At 49.9% G+C, this 18282-nt stretch carries 20 protein-coding genes; 10 read left to right on the top strand and 10 right to left on the bottom strand.

Annotation, left to right across the window (positions count from 1 at the left end; translation table 11 throughout):
- Nucleotides 1-86: 86 nt before the first annotated feature.
- From yqjC to ACJHYD_RS10290, 8 genes are all read left to right on the top strand, one after another.
- Nucleotides 87-455 (top strand): DUF1090 family protein YqjC, encoded by a 369-nt coding sequence (gene yqjC, locus ACJHYD_RS10255; RefSeq protein WP_001306004.1) that lies wholly within the window; start codon nt 87-89, stop codon nt 453-455.
- A 37-nt stretch (nt 456-492) separates the two neighbouring features.
- Nucleotides 493-798, top strand: coding sequence for a YqjD family protein (locus tag ACJHYD_RS10260; RefSeq protein WP_000031415.1), 306 nt, complete (start codon nt 493-495; stop codon nt 796-798).
- A 2-nt stretch (nt 799-800) separates the two neighbouring features.
- A complete protein-coding gene (locus ACJHYD_RS10265; protein ID WP_000785722.1) occupies nt 801-1205 on the top strand; it encodes a phage holin family protein in 405 nt (134 codons plus the stop codon).
- Complete coding sequence (locus ACJHYD_RS10270; protein ID WP_000096086.1) at nt 1195-1494, top strand: YqjK-like family protein; 300 nt, start codon at nt 1195-1197, stop codon at nt 1492-1494. Before ACJHYD_RS10265 ends, ACJHYD_RS10270 begins: the two co-directional genes overlap by 11 nt.
- A gap of 185 nt (nt 1495-1679) precedes the next feature.
- Complete coding sequence (locus ACJHYD_RS10275; RefSeq protein WP_000732240.1) at nt 1680-2072, top strand: DoxX family protein; 393 nt, start codon at nt 1680-1682, stop codon at nt 2070-2072.
- 69 nt (nt 2073-2141) lie between these two features.
- Nucleotides 2142-3128: a glutathionyl-hydroquinone reductase YqjG gene (yqjG, locus tag ACJHYD_RS10280; RefSeq protein WP_000531209.1), complete on the top strand. Its 987-nt coding sequence runs from the start codon at nt 2142-2144 to the stop codon at nt 3126-3128.
- A gap of 291 nt (nt 3129-3419) precedes the next feature.
- A complete protein-coding gene (locus ACJHYD_RS10285; RefSeq protein ID WP_000384145.1) occupies nt 3420-3785 on the top strand; it encodes a DUF805 domain-containing protein in 366 nt (121 codons plus the stop codon).
- 241 nt (nt 3786-4026) lie between these two features.
- Nucleotides 4027-4383 carry a DUF805 domain-containing protein gene (locus ACJHYD_RS10290; protein ID WP_001198783.1) on the top strand — a complete coding sequence of 119 codons (357 nt, stop codon included), beginning with the start codon at nt 4027-4029 and terminating at the stop codon, nt 4381-4383.
- Nucleotides 4384-4433: 50 nt separating this feature from the next.
- On the opposite strand, the gene yhaJ is transcribed toward ACJHYD_RS10290, so the two are convergent.
- Nucleotides 4434-5330: a DNA-binding transcriptional regulator YhaJ gene (gene yhaJ, locus ACJHYD_RS10295; RefSeq protein WP_001041010.1), complete on the bottom strand. Its 897-nt coding sequence runs from the start codon at nt 5328-5330 to the stop codon at nt 4434-4436.
- Between the two features lie 104 nt (nt 5331-5434).
- Between yhaJ and ACJHYD_RS10300 the strand changes: the two genes are divergently transcribed.
- Both ACJHYD_RS10300 and yhaL read left to right on the top strand, forming a co-directional pair.
- Nucleotides 5435-6136: a pirin family protein gene (locus ACJHYD_RS10300; protein ID WP_000633586.1), complete on the top strand. Its 702-nt coding sequence runs from the start codon at nt 5435-5437 to the stop codon at nt 6134-6136.
- Between the two features lie 22 nt (nt 6137-6158).
- Nucleotides 6159-6323 (top strand): protein YhaL, encoded by a 165-nt coding sequence (gene yhaL, locus ACJHYD_RS10305; RefSeq protein ID WP_001306007.1) that lies wholly within the window; start codon nt 6159-6161, stop codon nt 6321-6323.
- Between the two features lie 59 nt (nt 6324-6382).
- On the opposite strand, the gene cyuA is transcribed toward yhaL, so the two are convergent.
- From cyuA to tdcA, 9 genes are all read right to left on the bottom strand, one after another.
- A complete protein-coding gene (gene cyuA / locus ACJHYD_RS10310) occupies nt 6383-7693 on the bottom strand; it encodes a cysteine desulfidase (protein WP_000460504.1) in 1311 nt (436 codons plus the stop codon).
- A gap of 27 nt (nt 7694-7720) precedes the next feature.
- Nucleotides 7721-9052: an amino acid permease gene (locus ACJHYD_RS10315; protein ID WP_001551688.1), complete on the bottom strand. Its 1332-nt coding sequence runs from the start codon at nt 9050-9052 to the stop codon at nt 7721-7723.
- Between the two features lie 275 nt (nt 9053-9327).
- Entirely contained in the window at nt 9328-10692 is a 1365-nt protein-coding gene (gene tdcG, locus ACJHYD_RS10320; protein ID WP_000622115.1) for an L-serine ammonia-lyase, read from the bottom strand.
- Between the two features lie 71 nt (nt 10693-10763).
- Nucleotides 10764-11153, bottom strand: a complete 390-nt coding sequence (locus ACJHYD_RS10325) for an enamine/imine deaminase (protein WP_000719990.1) — start codon at nt 11151-11153, stop codon at nt 10764-10766.
- A gap of 13 nt (nt 11154-11166) precedes the next feature.
- Nucleotides 11167-13461, bottom strand: coding sequence for a 2-ketobutyrate formate-lyase/pyruvate formate-lyase (gene tdcE, locus ACJHYD_RS10330; RefSeq protein WP_000861734.1), 2295 nt, complete (start codon nt 13459-13461; stop codon nt 11167-11169).
- Nucleotides 13462-13494: 33 nt separating this feature from the next.
- On the bottom strand, nt 13495-14703 hold the full coding sequence (gene tdcD / locus ACJHYD_RS10335) for a propionate kinase (protein ID WP_001551689.1): 1209 nt from the start codon (nt 14701-14703) through the stop codon (nt 13495-13497).
- A gap of 25 nt (nt 14704-14728) precedes the next feature.
- Entirely contained in the window at nt 14729-16060 is a 1332-nt protein-coding gene (gene tdcC, locus ACJHYD_RS10340) for a threonine/serine transporter TdcC (RefSeq protein WP_000107721.1), read from the bottom strand.
- Nucleotides 16061-16081: 21 nt separating this feature from the next.
- Nucleotides 16082-17071 carry a bifunctional threonine ammonia-lyase/L-serine ammonia-lyase TdcB gene (gene tdcB / locus ACJHYD_RS10345; RefSeq protein ID WP_000548347.1) on the bottom strand — a complete coding sequence of 330 codons (990 nt, stop codon included), beginning with the start codon at nt 17069-17071 and terminating at the stop codon, nt 16082-16084.
- A gap of 98 nt (nt 17072-17169) precedes the next feature.
- Complete coding sequence (gene tdcA, locus ACJHYD_RS10350; RefSeq protein ID WP_000104211.1) at nt 17170-18108, bottom strand: transcriptional regulator TdcA; 939 nt, start codon at nt 18106-18108, stop codon at nt 17170-17172.
- Nucleotides 18109-18282 lie beyond the last annotated feature (174 nt).

Here is an 18282-nt window from a genome sequence, read left to right on the forward strand (position 1 = left end):
AATGAGGCGGTGGTTAACACTACCGCTTCGTTGTCTGGACAATCGTTCCTTTGTAATAGGTCCGAATCACAATGGAAGGTTCAAGAATGAAATACCGCATCGCTTTAGCTGTTTCTCTCTTTGCTCTTAGTGCCGGTAGTTATGCCACTACCCTGTGTCAGGAAAAGGAGCAAAATATCCTTAAGGAGATCAGCTATGCCGAAAAACACCAAAACCAGAATCGTATTGACGGTCTGAATAAAGCCCTGAGTGAAGTCCGGGCCAACTGTTCAGATAGCCAGCTGCGTGCCGATCATCAGAAGAAAATCGCAAAGCAGAAAGATGAGGTGGCGGAACGCCAGCAAGATTTAACCGAGGCGAAGCAAAAAGGCGATGCCGATAAGATTGCCAAACGCGAACGGAAACTGGCAGAAGCGCAGGAAGAGCTGAAAAAGCTGGAAGCGCGCGACTACTAACTCACAATAGTCACTACTTACTCACCTGGAGAAAACTATGTCGAAAGAACACACTACGGAACATCTGCGTGCTGAGTTGAAATCCCTTTCCGATACGCTGGAAGAGGTACTTAGCTCATCTGGCGAGAAGTCGAAAGAAGAGTTGAGTAAGATTCGTAGCAAAGCGGAGCAGGCACTGAAACAGAGCCGTTATCGCCTGGGTGAAACCGGTGATGCCATCGCCAAACAAACCCGTGTCGCGGCGGCGCGTGCCGATGAGTATGTGCGTGAAAACCCGTGGACGGGCGTGGGCATTGGCGCTGCAATCGGTGTAGTGCTCGGCGTTCTGCTGTCGCGTCGTTAATTATGGCGGACACTCATCACGCGCAAGGGCCCGGTAAAAGCGTTCTGGGCATCGGGCAGCGAATTGTTTCCATCATGGTTGAAATGGTGGAAACACGTCTGCGGCTGGCGGTGGTGGAGCTGGAAGAGGAAAAAGCGAATCTCTTTCAACTTTTACTGATGCTGGGCCTGACGATGCTTTTCGCTGCATTTGGTCTTATGAGCCTGATGGTGCTGATTATTTGGGCGGTTGATCCGCAATATCGCCTGAATGCGATGATTGCCACCACCGTGGTGTTGCTGCTACTGGCACTGATTGGCGGTATCTGGACGTTACGTAAATCGCGTAAATCCACCCTGCTGCGCCATACACGCCATGAGCTGGCAAACGATCGGCAGCTGCTCGAGGAGGAGTCCCGTGAGCAGTAAAGTCGAACGTGAACGACGTAAGGCGCAACTGCTGAGCCAGATCCAGCAACAACGGCTGGATCTTTCCGCCAGTCGTCGTGAATGGCTGGAGGCAACAGGCGCTTACGATCGTCGCTGGAATATGCTGCTAAGTCTGCGCTCCTGGGCGCTGGTAGGCAGTAGCGTGATGGCGATCTGGACGATTCGCCATCCTAATATGCTGGTCCGCTGGGCCAGACGCGGTTTTGGCGTATGGAGCGCCTGGCGTCTGGTGAAAACGACCCTCAAGCAGCAACAACTTCGCGGTTAACTTCCCTCTGGCCGGAGCCATTCCGGCCTTATCCCTCAAATTTTTTGAAGATTTTTGACAGTTTTCCTTGCTAACATTCATCATTCACCACGTTTATGATTCTCTCCATCGACAGCAACGACGCTAATACCGCGCCCTTGCACAAAAAAACAATCAGCAGCCTGAGTGGCGCAGTGGAGAGTATGATGAAAAAATTAGAAGATGTTGGTGTACTGGTAGCGCGCATTTTAATGCCGATTCTGTTTATTACCGCAGGCTGGGGAAAAATTACTGGCTACGCGGGTACCCAACAATATATGGAAGCGATGGGTGTCCCAGGCTTTATGCTGCCGCTGGTGATTCTGCTTGAGTTTGGTGGTGGTCTAGCAATCCTGTTCGGTTTCCTGACTCGCACCACAGCCCTGTTTACTGCGGGCTTTACGCTGCTGACGGCATTTTTATTTCACAGCAACTTTGCTGAAGGCGTCAACTCGCTGATGTTCATGAAAAACCTGACAATTTCTGGCGGATTCCTGCTGCTGGCAATTACCGGTCCGGGCGCGTATAGCATCGACCGCCTGCTGAATAAAAAGTGGTAAGCACGAGCTATACTTAACGATAAAAAACGAGGAGGAAGCTCCTCGTTTTTGCTATTGGAGGAGAGAAATATGGGTCAACTGATTGACGGCGTCTGGCATGACACCTGGTACGATACCAAATCTACCGGCGGTAAATTTCAACGTTCAGCTTCCGCATTTCGTAACTGGCTCACTGCCGATGGCGCGCCAGGCCCCACTGGCACAGGCGGTTTTATCGCAGAGAAAGATCGTTATCATCTCTATGTTTCACTCGCCTGCCCGTGGGCGCACCGCACGCTGATCATGCGTAAACTCAAAGGACTGGAACCGTTTATTTCCGTTTCCGTAGTGAACCCGCTGATGCTGGAAAACGGCTGGACATTTGATGACAGTTTTCCGGGTGCAACCGGAGATACGCTCTATCAACATGAATTTCTGTATCAGCTTTATCTCCACGCCGATCCACACTACAGCGGACGAGTTACTGTTCCCGTGCTGTGGGACAAAAAGAACCACACCATCGTCAGCAACGAATCAGCAGAAATCATCCGCATGTTCAATACCGCGTTTGATGCGCTGGGCGCGAAAGCGGGTGATTACTACCCATCAGCCCTGCAAACGAAAATTGACGAACTTAACGGCTGGATTTATGACACCGTTAACAATGGCGTGTATAAAGCCGGTTTTGCCACCAGCCAGCAAGCCTACGACGAGGCGGTAGTGAAAGTGTTTGAATCGCTGGCGCGACTGGAGCAGATTTTAGGCCAGCATCGTTACCTGACCGGCAACCAGCTAACCGAAGCCGATATTCGCCTGTGGACCACGCTGGTGCGTTTTGATCCGGTGTATGTCACCCACTTCAAGTGTGATAAGCACCGCATCAGCGATTACCTGAACCTGTATGGTTTCCTGCGAGATATCTACCAGATGCCGGGGATTGCCGAAACCGTCAATTTCGATCACATCCGTAATCATTACTTCCGCAGTCATAAGACCATCAACCCTACGGGGATTATTTCAATTGGTCCGTGGCAGGATCTCGATGAACCGCATGGACGAGATGTTCGCTTCGGTTAAAAAAAGGCACCTTACGGGGTGCCTCTGATTATTAGCTAAGTGCGTGTTATTTATGTCGGATGCGGCGTGAACGTCTTCTCCAACCTACAAAACGTTTATATTCAATATGTTACAATGCCGCGTAGGCCAGATAAGCGTAGCGCATCTGGCGATTTTGCGCTTGTCATCAGTCTTAGCGCGCCTTCACGGCACTTTATTAATTCCTTGAACGAATATTTACTGCCATTTCATTCACGTCTATTCTTAATTTGCTGCTTTAAAAACAAGTGATTGAGCAAAATTGAGGCAAAAATGGACTGGTATCTGAAAGTACTAAAAAATTATGTCGGTTTCCGGGGTCGTGCGCGGCGCAAAGAGTACTGGATGTTTATTCTGGTCAACATCATCTTTACGTTCGTGCTGGGGCTACTGGATAAAATGTTAGGCTGGCAACGTGCCGGTGGCGAAGGCATCCTGACGACAATCTACGGTATTCTGGTGTTTTTACCATGGTGGGCAGTTCAGTTCCGCCGCCTGCACGACACCGACCGCTCGGCGTGGTGGGCACTGCTATTCTTAATCCCGTTTATCGGCTGGCTTATTATCATCGTCTTTAACTGCCAGGCGGGTACGCCAGGCGAAAACCGCTTTGGACCTGATCCAAAACTGGAACCTTAAAACAAATCTACTCGCCGGATGTCTGACTCATCCGGCTTTTATCATCATGTTGATGAATGAATAATTTACTAATGTTTATTTAAAATATTTCAATGTCGTTATATAAATTACATATAAAAAATAACCATGTATTTATCTTAAATATCAAAACCTTTATAACATCCGAAAAAGAAAGATACGAATAGCATTTACACAATACCCGGAATAGACTTTCGTCACTTTTAATTAAAGGGATGTTTTTATGCAGTGGTATTTAGCCGTATTAAAAAATTATGTTGGTTTCTCTGGTCGCGCACGTCGTAAAGAGTACTGGATGTTTACTCTGATTAACGCCATCGTCGGCGCTATTATCAATGTCATTCAATTGATTTTAGGTTTAGAGTTTCCATTCCTTTCTCTCATTTACCTGGCAGCAACAATCATTCCGGTCATTGCTCTGTGCGTTCGTCGTCTGCACGATACTGACCGTTCAGGTGCGTGGGCGCTTCTCTATCTGGTACCGGTCATTGGCTGGTTAGTTCTGTTTGTATTTGCCTGTTTAGAAGGCAATTCTGGCAGCAATCGTTACGGAAACGATCCGAAGTTTGGTTCAAATTAATCTTAGAATTGGGGCGATATTTCGCCCCTTTTTATTAACAATAACAAATATTATTTTCCGCTAAAAAGTTTGGGAATTTCCCGCAAACACCAGGATTTCGCTTCCCCCATACTGTCACGACGCCAGGCCATAATAATATCGATCTCGCTGGTCGATTCTGGGCTGACGACACGCAACCGCCCTTCCGCAATATCTTTTTCGACCATCGGATACGGCATCGTCGCCACGCCAAGCCCCGCCAGTAACGCCTGACGTTTATCTTCAATCGTGCTCACCGTTAAGCGCGGCTGTTTGTCCAGCAGCTGTACGGTCAACACCGGGCGCTCACGAGCGGTATCCGCTACCGCAATTCCACGATATTTCACGCGCGTCACTTCAGATAACGGTTCTGGCTCCTGATGAATCGGGTGATCAGGCGCGGCAACATAGACGTTCATTAAGGTATAGAGTTTGCGCGAGTTGATCTCCGACGAGGAACGAAAATGCATATCCGGCGCGATAACGATATCCGCCCGCCCCTGCTCCAGCCGTTCCCATGCCCCCGCCAGCACTTCGGTGATGATTGCCAGTTGGGTATTCGCTTTTGCCGCCAGTTTGTCAATTAACGGGAAAAAGGCAGGTGTCGGTACCAGCGCTTCGGTCACAATGGTGAGATGCGTTTCCCAACCGCGCGCGAGAGCTTCCGCATCGGTAGTCAGTTTATCTGCGGCTTCCAGCAAAACGCGCCCTCGCTCCAGCAACATCCTCCCGACATTGGTGAATTTGGTGCGATGGCCCGAGCGGTCAAACAGCACCACATCCAGCTCTTCTTCCAGTTTTTGCATGGTGTAGCTAAGTGCGGAAGGCACGCGTCCCAGCTCATCCGCCGCCGCCGCAAAACTGCCCCGGCGATCGATCGCATCCATAACCCGTAGTGCTTCCAGCGTTAATGCCCTTTCTTTGGCCATTTCGTTCTCATTCAGGAAATTTGAACATACCGGGCAGAATATCTGGCTAACAATGTAGCGTCCAGCCCCTTACCATAAAAGGAAGTAAAGAGAGGTCAAGAATTATGATTACTACCCGAACTGCCAGGCAGTGTGGACAAGCAGACTACGGATGGTTGCAGGCCCGGTATACTTTTTCCTTTGGACACTACTTCGACCCGAAATTGTTAGGCTATGCCTCCCTGCGCGTGCTTAACCAGGAAGTGCTGGCCCCAGGTGCCGCCTTTCAGCCGCGAACCTATCCCAAAGTCGATATTTTAAATGTGATTCTGGATGGAGAAGCAGAGTATCGCGACAGCGAAGGCAATCATGTTCAGGCCAGCGCTGGTGAGGTGTTGCTGCTCTCTACCCAGCCGGGTGTCAGCTATAGCGAACACAATCTCAGCAAAGACAAACCGTTAACGCGAATGCAGCTTTGGCTGGATGCCTGCCCGCAGCGAGAGAATCCACTGATTCAAAAGCTGGCGCTTAATATGGACAAGCAGCAATTAATCGCCTCGCCAGAGGGTGCGATGGGAAGCCTGCAATTGCGCCAGCAAGTGTGGCTGCATCATATTGTGCTCGACAAAGGCGAAAGTGCGAATTTCCAGTTGCATGGGCCACGCGCGTATTTGCAATCGATTCACGGGAAATTTCATGCACTTACGCATCATGAAGAGAAAGCGGCGCTGACCTGCGGTGATGGGGCGTTTATTCGTGACGAGGCTAACATTACGCTGGTTGCCGATTCCCCACTGCGCGCTTTGCTGATAGATTTGCCTGTCTAGTTGTTTTAACAGGGAGATGATGATGAGTAAAAAATCGGCCAAAAAGCGTCAGCCAGTGAAGCCCGTGGTGGCGAAAGAACCTGCTCGCACCGCCAATAATTTTGGCTATGAAGAGATGTTGAGCGAGCTGGAAGCCATCGTCGCGGATGCTGAAACGCGTTTAGCCGAGGATGAAGCTACTGCGTAAAGACAGGTGCCGGATGCGGCGTAAACGCCTTATCCGGCACGATACCCAAAACCTGGCGATTATCTGGCCTTGCTCGCCATAATCTCGATAATCTGCCGATCCGTTTGCTGCATCGAATGGCTTGCTAACGCACACAGGTTGGCAATCGACTGCTCAACATCATGCGCCACAATCCCTTCATTGCCGGTCACGGCGGTATCATCCAGCGCCATTAACACCGCTTTCCACGCAGCCGAAGCACTGGTCGAAACCTTCATCGCGCAGCTGTTAGACGCTCCATCGCAAATCATGCCGCTGACATCGCCGATCATACTGCTGATCGCCATCGAAATGGTTTCATAACGCCCATCCACCAGCCATGCCATCCCGGCGGCGGCCCCCATTGCTGCGGTCGTTGCGGCACAAAGCGCAGACAAACGCGGTAACTGGTTATGGATGTAAATCGCGCTCAAATGCGAAAGCATCAGCGCACGCGCCAGCCGTTCATCATCCGCTCCGAAGTGTTCTGCTACCACCACCACAGGCATTGTTGCGGTGATCCCCTGGTTACCCGAGCCGGAGTTACTCATTGCCGGAAGCGTAGCGCCGCCCATACGCGCATCGGATGCCGCGCTGGTACGAATCACAATGGATGAAGAGAGATCTTTCGCCAGCAAACCGCGCGCGCACTGTTTTTCCAGCGTCGCACCAATATGCAGCCCCCAGTTACCGCTCAAACCTTCCTGTGATAACGCGCAATTTAACTTCGCAGAATCGAGAATAAAGCGGATCGCCGCAAACGGGACTTCATTGACGAACTTCAGGATCTCAGCCAGCGTCGTCCTGGAAAGCACCGTCAGCGGCGACTCTTGCTCGCCCTCTGTCACACACGCCTGCTGAGTAAACACCACACCATTGTGCGTCTCAATATGCACAATGTTGGTATGCCCGCCGACGATGGTGACACACGCCCACTTCTCACCGTTCCAGACTTTGGCGCGTGAGAAGAGGATTTCATCGCAAGGTTCCTGGATCTTAACTGAGACTTTCCCCGCCGCCAGCAGTGCTTTGGCATCGGCAATTGCCTGCGCAGTTGCGTCTTTCAGCACTTCCAGCCCGGCGTTAGCATTTCCACCTAACGCCCCAAGCGCCGCCGCAATCGGCAGCCCCACCATTCCTGTACCGGGAACGGTGACACCCAGACCGTTCTTCATCAGATTTGGCGAAACCCAGGCTTCTACACGTTCAACCGGACCTTCCAGTTCAGCCGCAGCAACCGCCGCCGCCAGCGCCAGTGAAATCGGTTCAGTACACCCCAGCGCCGGTTTTACCTCCTCCTGAACGGCGAGGATGTAACGCTGCCATAACGGATTTAAAGTCGAATCAAACATATTAAAAACCTTAAAATTTCAGGTAAATCAAGAAAATGCCAGGAACGGAGAAACACAAAGCAACAAACCAGTGACGATAATCAGGTACAGAGACATCCCTTTGTATTTGTGCAATGCCGGTACTTTGTAAACCAGCCACGCCGGGATCAGGCACCCTACCATGCCGAAAATCGGGCTACAGATAGAGGTGAAGCTCAACACCGGGGCGTTCAGTACGATGGCGCTCCAGGCCAGCAAAATGGCGAAAATCATGATGCCGCGCTGAACGAGATTTTCGTTAATCTTCTCGGCAGGTATCTTGCGACGCAGGATGTTCATTACGATCCCTTGCGTTGCTTCGCGAAAGCCTAAATAGACGCCAAAGAATGCAGTCATTACAGCAAAGATATTGAGAATGACGCTGACCACTTTCACCCACGCTGCGCCGTCACCGCTAATAAACTGTGCGGCAATCGCCAGCGCGGAAATATTCTGCTCGTAGGCTTTTACCGCTTCGTCATGTCCCATCGCCAGCGTGAACGACACGGCGTAGAAAAAGACGGTGACAAACAAAATGCCAAACGCGATATTCATTGCCCGCAATGCTTTATGCCGCGCTACTTCAATCGATTTTTCCCGCGAGCGATAAGAAATCACCATCGGGCTTAACGTCTGGATAAACAGAATCGACGTCAGGGTAAACGGCAGCGTAATAATGGCGTTTTTCACCAGCAGCCCCAGCGGCGGTAGCGAACCGACGTTATACAGATGCCACATTCCCACCATCGACACGCCCAGCGCCGCGACCACCAGCAGCTTGGTCAGCACCATCCCCGTCGAAATTTTGAATAACAATTTCTCGCCGCGTGAGGAGATCGCCACCAGAATGCAAATCAGTACCAGACCATAAAAGGGACTGTCTGACAGCAACCCTTCCGTCACGCCGAAGGTATGCAGGTAGGAAGCACTATCGTTGGTGATGGCGGTGGAATAGACGAACATCCAAATCACCAGCATTACGAAATAGAGTGCACCTAACAGGATGCCCCAGTTTTTACCTAAATAACCGCTAATGACGCTCGGGTAATCTTTACATTCTGGTGATTCTGCCAGCGTATTAATAAACAACCGCTGAAACAGATACATTGCCGGGTAACCAATCACCGATGAGAGCAAAAATACCCACAATCCCATCAAACCGACCTGCACCGGGAGAAAAACAATCCCCGCGCCAATCGCCATCCCGATACTCATAATCACCCAGCCGGTGTCAGTACTGTCGAATTTGATCGCTTCTCGCCACTCGCTCTCACTCATTCCAGCACGACCCGCCGGGGTCGAAGCGTCTGCAATGACGCCTTTATTCGATACAATTTCCATAATTTCTCGCTCAATATTTTGTAGGGCTTATTATTTTTTTCCGAGCCGCATCAAGGCGATATGCGGTCTACGTTTTTGCAGGCGAGTTATTAGAATAAAGAAATGATACGCGCGAGGTCAGAGAAAATCTTCACAATCAAGACTTTGAAATAACGGAGATGGATAAGAATTTTCTACTAAATTAATCACAAGAGAATATTCATTCTCTATTTGCGGCAGATCACAAAAAAAAAGGTGCACATTTGTGCACCCAAGGATGAAAGCTGACAGCAATGTCAGCCGCAGACCACTTTAATGGCCAGTCCTCCGCGTGATGTTTCGCGGTATTTATCGTTCATATCTTTGCCGGTTTCATACATCGTCTCGATCACTTTATCGAGTGAAACACGCGGTGCCGAGGTGCGGCGCATCGCCATCCGCGCGGCGTTTACTGCTTTCACGGCATTAATGGCATTACGTTCAATGCACGGGATTTGTACCTGTCCGGCAACCGGATCGCAGGTCAGCCCAAGGTTATGCTCCATCGCGATTTCCGCCGCATTGCATACCTGCGCCGGACTGCCGCCCAGGAGTTCAGTTAACCCTGCCGCCGCCATTGAACAGGCCACGCCAATTTCCCCCTGACAGCCGACTTCCGCGCCGGAGATGGAGGCGTTCATTTTATACAGCGCGCCAATAGCCCCCGCGGCCAGAAAATAGCGGGCAATTGACCGCTCGTTTACCGGACGACGGAACTTATCGTAATAAGCCAGCACTGCCGGAATAATGCCGCACGCACCGTTAGTCGGTGCCGTTACCACGCGCCCGCCAGCTGCGTTTTCTTCACTAACCGCCAGCGCGTACATATTGATCCAGTCGATGACATTCATCGGATCGTTAGAGATGTTATCGCTGGAAACCAGCTGACGACGCAGCGCTACGGCACGACGCGGCACATTGAGCGGACCAGGCAGCACGCCTTCAGTGTTCATCCCGCGTTCAATACCGTCATGCATCACTTGCCAGATACGGGCAAAACCGGCGTCAATTTCCGCTTTGCTACGCAGCGCCAGCTCGTTGTGCATCATCAGACCAGATATAGACAGGCCGTTGTAATCACACATTTTCAGCAGTTCACCTGCTGAGTGGAAATCGTAAGGTACGGACGTTTCGACATCGTGCGACAGGCCGAAGTGTTCTTCTTCGACAATAAACCCGCCGCCGACAGAGTAATAGGTTTTACTTAATAGCGCTTCCTGTCCCTTCCAGGCAGTGATCCGCATTCCGTTCTCATGGCGAGGCAACATTTCGGGATGGAAGATAATGTTCTTTGCTACAGGAAAATCAACAATATGCGCACCAGATGCCACTGGCAGCCGCCCGCTGCGCGTTACTAACTCTATAAATGCAGGGATCTCATCAATGACAACATCCTGCGGACTGTTTCCTGCCAGTCCCATGATAATGGCGACATCCGTGGCATGGCCTTTGCCCGTCAGTGACAACGACCCGTACAGATCGACCACAATATGGCTCGTCGCGGTTAATAAGCCGCTACTTTCCAGCCGATCAATAAAACTTTTTCCGGCATTCATTGGCCCCACGGTATGCGAACTGGAGGGACCAATCCCAATTTTGAAAATATCGAATGCACTAATCATATCCACACCCTCGGATTGCCGTTCAGTGAAGTGGAGCGGAACGACCTTGCGACCGTCCCGCTCACGAGGCTTTACGCACTACGTACTGCGATGGCTTCAATTTCCAGCTTCACATCTTTCGGCAAACGCGCGACCTGTACACAGCTCCGGGTCGGATAGGTCGCCTGATGCTCATCGAAGAACTGCTTATAGACTTCGTTGATGGTGGCAAAATCATTCAGATCGGTGATGAACACGGTCATCTTGATGATATCGCCCACGCTCAGCCCGGCAGCAACCACGATCGCTTTGACGTTTTCGAGGCTTAAACGCGCCTGATCTTGCACATCAGCCGGGATCTCACCGGTTTGTGGGCAAACCGGAATTTGCCCGGAGGTGAAGACCATGCTGCCTAAATCAACGCCCTGAACATAAGGGCCGATTGCGCCTGGGGCACGTTGCGTTTCGATAATCTTTTTCATACATCCTCCGGCGTCAGAGCGCCTGGGTAAAAGTACGTGAAATAACATCCTGTTGCTGTTCACGGGTCAGTGCGTTGAAGCGCACGGCGTAGCCAGAGACACGGATTGTCAGGTTAGGATATTTTTCCGGGTGCTCGATGGCATCCAGCAGCATTTCCCGATTCATTACGTTGACGTTGAGGTGTTGACCGCCTTCGACATCCGCTTCGTGGTGGAAATACCCATCCAGCAGGCCGACAAGGTTGGTTTTACGTACTGGATCTTCTTTGCCCAGCGCCGCAGGCACAATCGAGAAGGTGTACGAGATCCCGTCTTTGGCGTAGGTGAACGGCAGTTTCGCCACCGACGTCAATGAGGCCACGGCACCTTTGCGATCACGACCATGCATCGGGTTAGCGCCCGGCGCGAACGGTGTTCCGGCGCGACGACCGTCCGGCGTATTACCGGTTTTCTGGCCGTACACCACGTTAGAAGTGATAGTCAGAATCGACTGGGTAGGGACGGCGTTGCGATAGGTTGGCAGCGCTTTAATTTTCTTCATAAAGCGTTCAACCAGATCGCAGGCAATGCTGTCTACGCGCTCGTCGTTGTTACCGTACTGCGGATATTCGCCGTCGATTTCAAAGTCCACCGCCAGGCCGTTTTCGTCACGGATTGGTTTCACGCGGGCATATTTGATGGCAGACAGGGAGTCCGTCGCCACCGACAGGCCCGCGATGCCGCATGCCATAGTGCGATAGACATCACGATCGTGCAGCGCCATCAGCGAAGCTTCGTAGCTGTACTTGTCGTGCATGTAGTGAATGATATTCAGCGCACTGATGTACTGCACCGCCAGCCAGTCCATGAAGTGATCGAGACTGTCCATCACTTTGTCGTAATCCAGCACGTCGTCCATCAACGGTGCTGTTTTCGGCCCGACCTGAATCTTCAGCTTCTCGTCCACCCCGCCGTTAATTGCGTACAGCAGTGTTTTCGCCAGGTTAGCGCGTGCACCAAAGAACTGCATTTGCTTACCAATCACCATTGGGCTGACGCAGCAGGCAATCGCGTAATCGTCGCTGTTGAAGTCAGTACGCATCAGATCGTCGTTTTCATACTGCAAGGAAGAGGTGACGATCGACACCTGCGCGGCATATTTTTTGAAGGCAATCGGTAATTCTTCCGACCAAAGAATGGTCAGGTTAGGTTCCGGTGCAGGCCCCATAGTGTGCAGGGTGTGCAAATAGCGGAAGGAGTTTTTGGTCACCAGCGTACGACCGTCCAGCCCCATCCCGCCGATCACTTCCGTCGCCCAGATTGGGTCGCCGGAGAACAGCGAATCAAATTCCGGTGTACGCAAGAAGCGCACCATACGGATCTTCATAATGAAGTGGTCGATCAGTTCCTGTGCCTGCTGCTCATTGAGTACGCCAGCTTTAAAGTCGCGCTCAATGTAGATATCGAGGAACGATGCCGTGCGACCCAGCGACATCGCGCCGCCGTTCTGTGATTTCACTGCCGCCAGGTAAGCGAAGTAGAGCCACTGCACCGCTTCCTGCGCATTCTGCGCCGGGCGAGAGATATCAAAGCCATATTTCGCCGCCATTTCCTGAATCTGCAACAGCGCATGACGATGCTCTGCCAGCTCCTCACGCAGACGGATGGTGGCTTCCAGATCCTCGCCTTTTTCCAGACGAGACTGGAGATCGGCAAATTGCAGTTCGCGTTCACGCACCAGATAACTGATGCCATACAGCGCTACGCGGCGATAGTCACCGATAATGCGCCCACGACCATAGCCATCTGGTAAACCGGTCAGCACGCCAGATTTACGGCAGCGCAGCATATCCGGTGAGTAAACATCAAATACGCCCTGGTTATGGGTTTTACGCAGATCGGTAAACAGATATTCAAATTCACTGTCCATTTCACGACCATAGGCGTGGAATGAACTTTTAATCATATTAATGCCACCGAACGGGTGTAACGCACGTTTCAACGGCGCATCCGTTTGCAGGCCAACAATTTTTTCCAGCGGCTGGTTAATATATCCCGCATCATGAGCGGTAATGGTGGTGGCAATATTGGTATCGAAATCAACCGGCGCGTGGGTTGCGTTTTCAATACGAATGCCTTCCATCACCTTTTCCCACAATTCCGTGGTGGCTGGCGTCGCTTCAGCGAGGAAAGATTCATCGCCTTCATACGGTGTATAGTTATGTTGAATAAAATCGCGGACATTAATTTCGTTTTTCCAGTCCGTACCTTTAAAGCCAAGCCATGCGTCGGCGTACAGCTTATCGCTGGTATCAATATCTACCTTCATGAAAAATAATCTCTCTACAATACTTCAACTAAATTATGCAAATTCTGCGGACGCGTTCACTTTGCCTAAATGAATGGCATCCAAAGCAATCATTTTTTCTTCGTTGGTTGGGATAACGGCGCAAATGACACGGGCATTTTCACTGGAAACAATTCGCTCTCCACAGGAGTTAGAGCGATTATTCATTTCTGTATCAATCTCTACGCCTAATACAGCCAAATGTTCCATGACCAGACGACGAATTAAACTTGAATTTTCTCCTATTCCGCCGGTGAATATAATTCCATCCAGGCGACGTAATGAGGCTGCGTGTCCGGCAATATGACGGGCAATTCGGTGAACAAAGGTTTTAATTGCCAGTTGCGCGCGTTCGTGACCTTCATGCCAGGCTTTTTCCAGAACACGTAAATCCGAAGAAAGACCGGAAATACCTAATAATCCCGACTCTTTATTCACTACGCGTTCCAGGTCACCCAGGCTCTGGTTGGTTTGGCTGGCGACCCAGGACATCGCACCAAAGTCGACATCACCACTGCGGGTACCCATCATCAAGCCTTCCAGCGGCGTCATTCCCATTGAAGTGTCAACACTCTGACCGTTGCAAACTGCGCAGATTGACGCGCCATTGCCAAGATGCGCCACAACCAGGCCGGAGTCATCTTCCGCCAGATTCAGCAAAGAATGCGCGCGCTGGGAAACATAGCGGTGCGACGTGCCGTGGAAACCATAACGGCGTACACCTAACTCTTCATAATATTTCCACGGCAGGCCGTATAAATAAGCTTCCGGAGCCATCGTCTGGTGGAAACTGGTATCAAATACCGCCACCTGAGTTACGCCAGGAAATAATTGCTGCGCCGATTCAATACCACTTAAATTGGCGTAATTATGCAGGGGTGCCAGTGGAGAAACGCGACGGATATTATCAATGACTTCATCGGTAATAATGGCGGACTCGGTAAAAATACTGCCGCCGTGAGCGATGCGGTGGCCAATTAAGGCCACACTGTCATTTAAATTCCGTTTTTCCAGTTCAAATGCAATTGCCTTCAATGCACCTTCGTAGCTGTGGTGAGCCAGCGGTGCTGGCTCTCCCCCATTTACGGATAAGAATGCATTTTCCGAGTTAATACCGTCGGCAATACCTGACATTAATACTTCACAGTCGCTGGCGTCGAGTACGGAAAACTTAATCGAAGACGAACCACAGTTAATAACCAAAACAACCGGAAATTCATTCATCTCTTTTCTCATCCTGAGTTACGGATTAAAACAGTTTGTATACGATGTTCAGGATGGTCAGCAGACCAATCACGGTAACAAACACGTTATCCAGACGACCACGGTATTTCGCCAGAGACGGCGCTTTACGGATGGCATACATCGGCAACAGGCACAGCAGGGATGCGATAATCGGTGCGCCCATGGCTTCAATCAGGTCGAGGATGTTCGGGTTGGCGTAGGCAACAACCCAGGTGGAGCCCATGATGAAGATCATGCTGAGAGTATTCAGTTTACCCAGCGACACTTTGGTTTTGTCACCTTTATAACCGAACTTCAGAATCAGGCCATTCAAGCCTTCCAGTGTCCCCAGATAGTGACCGAAGAAAGATTTGAAGATAGCCACGAGTGCGATGATGGAAGCCGCATATTCCAGTGTAATCGCGAACGTTGTTTTGGTACCGGTCATGGACGCAAAGTGGTTAGCCAGATAAGAAAGCACTGGAATATTCTGCGCTTTGGCTTCCGCCATGTTGGCCGGAGACAGCGTAAACAGGCAGCTAAAGGCAAAGAACATCACCACTGCAACCATCAGCATGCTGGCACGAGAAATGATTTGGGAACATTTACGTTCGGTGAAGTCGCGACCGAAGTCTTTCTCATACTCTTCACGTTTAGAAACCACGAAGGAAGAGACGATTGGCGAGAAGTTAAAGGAGAAAACCATGATGGAAATCCCCAGCCAGACAGTGATCAGGATACCGTCATGACCGGTTAACGACAGCGAACCGAGGTCAACCTGGTCGATAACTGCAGAGTTCCAGTAAGGGATCAGCGACAGAGAAATCAGCACCAGGCTGGCGATAAACGGCCATACCAGGTAGCTCATCACTTTAACCATCAGATCCTTACCAAACCAGATGACGAAAGCCATCAGCAGCAACAGGAACAGCGCCACAAAGCCGCGATTCAGCGGTGCAAAGCCGAGCTGGTTTTCCCAGAACGTCATAAAGGTATTGGTAATAGTAACGCCATAAATCCACAGCAGTGGGCAAATCGCGAAGAAGTACAGGAACGTGATAACCACGCCGCCAGTTTTACCAAAATGCTCTTCCACCGTTTCCGTAATGTTGCCGGAAGGGTTAGAGCCAGAAAGACACAGACGCGCCAGCGCCCGGTGGCAATAAAATGCGATGGGGTATGCTAATACCAACATCAGAAGAATCGGGATCAGTCCGCCAAAACCTGCGCGGATAGGGAAGAACAGCACCCCGGCGCCGATTGCCGTACCAAACAAGCCTAACGTCCATGTGGTATCTGATTTACGCCATGACGATTGTTTTGTCTGGCTGGATACAATGCTATCTGAAGTACTCATATCCTATCCTCAACGAATTAATTAAGCGTCAACGAAACCGGTGATTTGAGAGACGCGAGAAAGATCGATATTGCCGCCGGAAATAATACTGACGGTTTTTCTGTTTTGAATATATTGGTCTAATTTACCGCTTAATAATGCAGCACATGCCAGAGCGCCTGCGCCTTCGGTGACGACTTTATTGCGCTGAATTAAGGCAATCATACTGTTTCTGATTTCGTCTTCGCTGACCAGCACGATGTCATCGACTAATTCACGAACGATTTCGTAAGTTAAATTACCCGGGCGGGAGACATCACAACCATCCGCCAGGGTGCCGGTAGTTCGGTGCGTGGTTATTTCTCCGGAGTGGAAAGAAGCCGCCATGCCGTGAACGTTTTCTGACTGTACGCCAATAACACGAATGGTCGGGTTAATAGATTTTATTGCCACCGCAATACCAGCAATTAAACCGCCACCACCAATTGGCACAATCACATTATCGACATCATAGAGATCTTCCATAATTTCCAGGCCAATCGTTCCCTGGCCAGCAATCACTTTCGGATCATCATAAGGTGGGATAAAAATACGGCCTTCCATTTCGACAATTTCGCTCACTTTAGCGATAGTGTCGTTGAAGTTATCACCATGCAGAACGACTTCTGCAGAGTAGTCGCACGTTGCCGCTACTTTGGATTTCGGCGCGCCTTTTGGCATCACCACTTTACCGTCGATACCCAGCATCGCGCAGGAGAGGGAAACCCCTTGCGCATGGTTGCCCGCAGAGCAGGCCACTACACCTTTACGTTTTTCCGCATCGGTCAGTGAACTTAATTTATTAAATGCGCCACGAATTTTAAATGAACCGGTACGCTGCATGTTTTCGAATTTGAGGAATATTTCACCTTTGCAACGTTCACTAAAATAGTTGGAGCGAGGCATGCCTGTTTTATAAATTCGCCCAGCCAGTCGTTGTTTCGCTTCAATGATGTCATCAATAGCAACCGGGAGATCGTATGTAATATGCATTATAAAACCTCTTAGCCTGAATTAAATATGTAGGTAACCGTAACCGACACCTGCAAAACAGACAGGTGGATTATTTATGTTTAAATAAAAACAAATAACTAACCAACTTCAATTAATTGCCTTCGTCTACACCCATTATAAGATGAATACTCTTTGGCTAATTCCACCAAAACCGATGCTGCTTTTTTAATACGATAATTTTTCGACCATACCGCGGCATATTGTGCCACAGGTAATGTTTCTTCAACCGGAATAGTAATAAATTGATTTGAACCAAAAGGTGATGTCATATCACAAGGAATTACAGTTAAGAAATCAGCATTGAGAACAAGATTATAAATTGTCACGACTGAGTCGGTTTTAACGATGTTTTCAATACTGATGCCATTTCTTTGTAACGTAGTAAGTAGCTCGCTGTAGTACCCCATATTGGTTTGTGGCAACACCCACTGTTCGTTCTTCAACGACTCCAGCGTGGTGGTGCCGGTGCATGTTCGGGACTTACTGGCTACCAGCACAAACTCGGACTCGAACAGCGGCTCAACATGTAAATCCTGAAGCTTCATTTCTGCGCTTAACGTACCAATCGCAAAATCCAGTCGACCGTCGCGGATTGCCGGTAAGAACGAAGACAGTTGCGCTTCATACATAGAAACCTGCGCTTTCGGGAACACCTCTTTGAACTTGTTGATCATCCCGGACATAAAAGTAAAACCAATCAATGAAGGAAAACCAAATGAGACTTCCACCACCGCCTCAGAAGACATACCGCTTATCTCATTAACCATATTTTTCATTTCACGGGTAATGGATTCAGAACGGGAGAGTAACAATTGACCGGCAGGTGTTAGTGTTACACCGGTATTTTTCCGCACCACTAATTCCACGCCAAAATAATCTTCAATATCGTTAATGATTTTACTGACGGCCGGTTGAGTTAACCCTAATTCTTTTGCAGCCGAGCCGATAGAGCCACTTCTAATGACTTCCTGAAAGACTACCAGGTGCTGCGTTTTCGGAAGAAGAATAGTGCTCATAACGACCTACGTTAATTACCTCAGTGACGGCATGAAGTGTATCAAAATGAAATGAACAGGATATGTGCGACCACTCACAAATTAACTTTCAATACTTTCCATGGTATCGTTATTCCAATTAAATATCTTTACATATCAATAAGTTAAAGTATAAAAATCAGCATAAACCCTGAT

The organism is Escherichia sp. WS1368, assembly GCF_046487485.1.
GTDB classification, from domain to species: domain Bacteria; phylum Pseudomonadota; class Gammaproteobacteria; order Enterobacterales; family Enterobacteriaceae; genus Escherichia; species Escherichia coli.

Excerpts from the sequence above, each read along its gene's own strand:
- yqjC (WP_001306004.1), top strand. The coding sequence starts at position 87 with ATGAAATACCGCATCGCTTTAGCTGTTTCTCTCTTTGCTCTTAGTGCC.
- ACJHYD_RS10260 (WP_000031415.1), top strand. The coding sequence starts at position 493 with ATGTCGAAAGAACACACTACGGAACATCTGCGTGCTGAGTTGAAATCC.
- ACJHYD_RS10265 (WP_000785722.1), top strand. The coding sequence starts at position 801 with ATGGCGGACACTCATCACGCGCAAGGGCCCGGTAAAAGCGTTCTGGGC.
- ACJHYD_RS10275 (WP_000732240.1), top strand. The coding sequence starts at position 1,680 with ATGAAAAAATTAGAAGATGTTGGTGTACTGGTAGCGCGCATTTTAATG.
- yqjG (WP_000531209.1), top strand. The coding sequence starts at position 2,142 with ATGGGTCAACTGATTGACGGCGTCTGGCATGACACCTGGTACGATACC.
- ACJHYD_RS10285 (WP_000384145.1), top strand. The coding sequence starts at position 3,420 with ATGGACTGGTATCTGAAAGTACTAAAAAATTATGTCGGTTTCCGGGGT.
- ACJHYD_RS10290 (WP_001198783.1), top strand. The coding sequence starts at position 4,027 with ATGCAGTGGTATTTAGCCGTATTAAAAAATTATGTTGGTTTCTCTGGT.
- yhaJ (WP_001041010.1), bottom strand. The coding sequence starts at position 5,330 with ATGGCCAAAGAAAGGGCATTAACGCTGGAAGCACTACGGGTTATGGAT.
- ACJHYD_RS10300 (WP_000633586.1), top strand. The coding sequence starts at position 5,435 with ATGATTACTACCCGAACTGCCAGGCAGTGTGGACAAGCAGACTACGGA.
- yhaL (WP_001306007.1), top strand. The coding sequence starts at position 6,159 with ATGAGTAAAAAATCGGCCAAAAAGCGTCAGCCAGTGAAGCCCGTGGTG.
- cyuA (WP_000460504.1), bottom strand. The coding sequence starts at position 7,693 with ATGTTTGATTCGACTTTAAATCCGTTATGGCAGCGTTACATCCTCGCC.
- ACJHYD_RS10315 (WP_001551688.1), bottom strand. The coding sequence starts at position 9,052 with ATGGAAATTGTATCGAATAAAGGCGTCATTGCAGACGCTTCGACCCCG.
- tdcG (WP_000622115.1), bottom strand. The coding sequence starts at position 10,692 with ATGATTAGTGCATTCGATATTTTCAAAATTGGGATTGGTCCCTCCAGT.
- ACJHYD_RS10325 (WP_000719990.1), bottom strand. The coding sequence starts at position 11,153 with ATGAAAAAGATTATCGAAACGCAACGTGCCCCAGGCGCAATCGGCCCT.
- tdcE (WP_000861734.1), bottom strand. The coding sequence starts at position 13,461 with ATGAAGGTAGATATTGATACCAGCGATAAGCTGTACGCCGACGCATGG.
- tdcD (WP_001551689.1), bottom strand. The coding sequence starts at position 14,703 with ATGAATGAATTTCCGGTTGTTTTGGTTATTAACTGTGGTTCGTCTTCG.
- tdcC (WP_000107721.1), bottom strand. The coding sequence starts at position 16,060 with ATGAGTACTTCAGATAGCATTGTATCCAGCCAGACAAAACAATCGTCA.
- tdcB (WP_000548347.1), bottom strand. The coding sequence starts at position 17,071 with ATGCATATTACATACGATCTCCCGGTTGCTATTGATGACATCATTGAA.
- tdcA (WP_000104211.1), bottom strand. The coding sequence starts at position 18,108 with ATGAGCACTATTCTTCTTCCGAAAACGCAGCACCTGGTAGTCTTTCAG.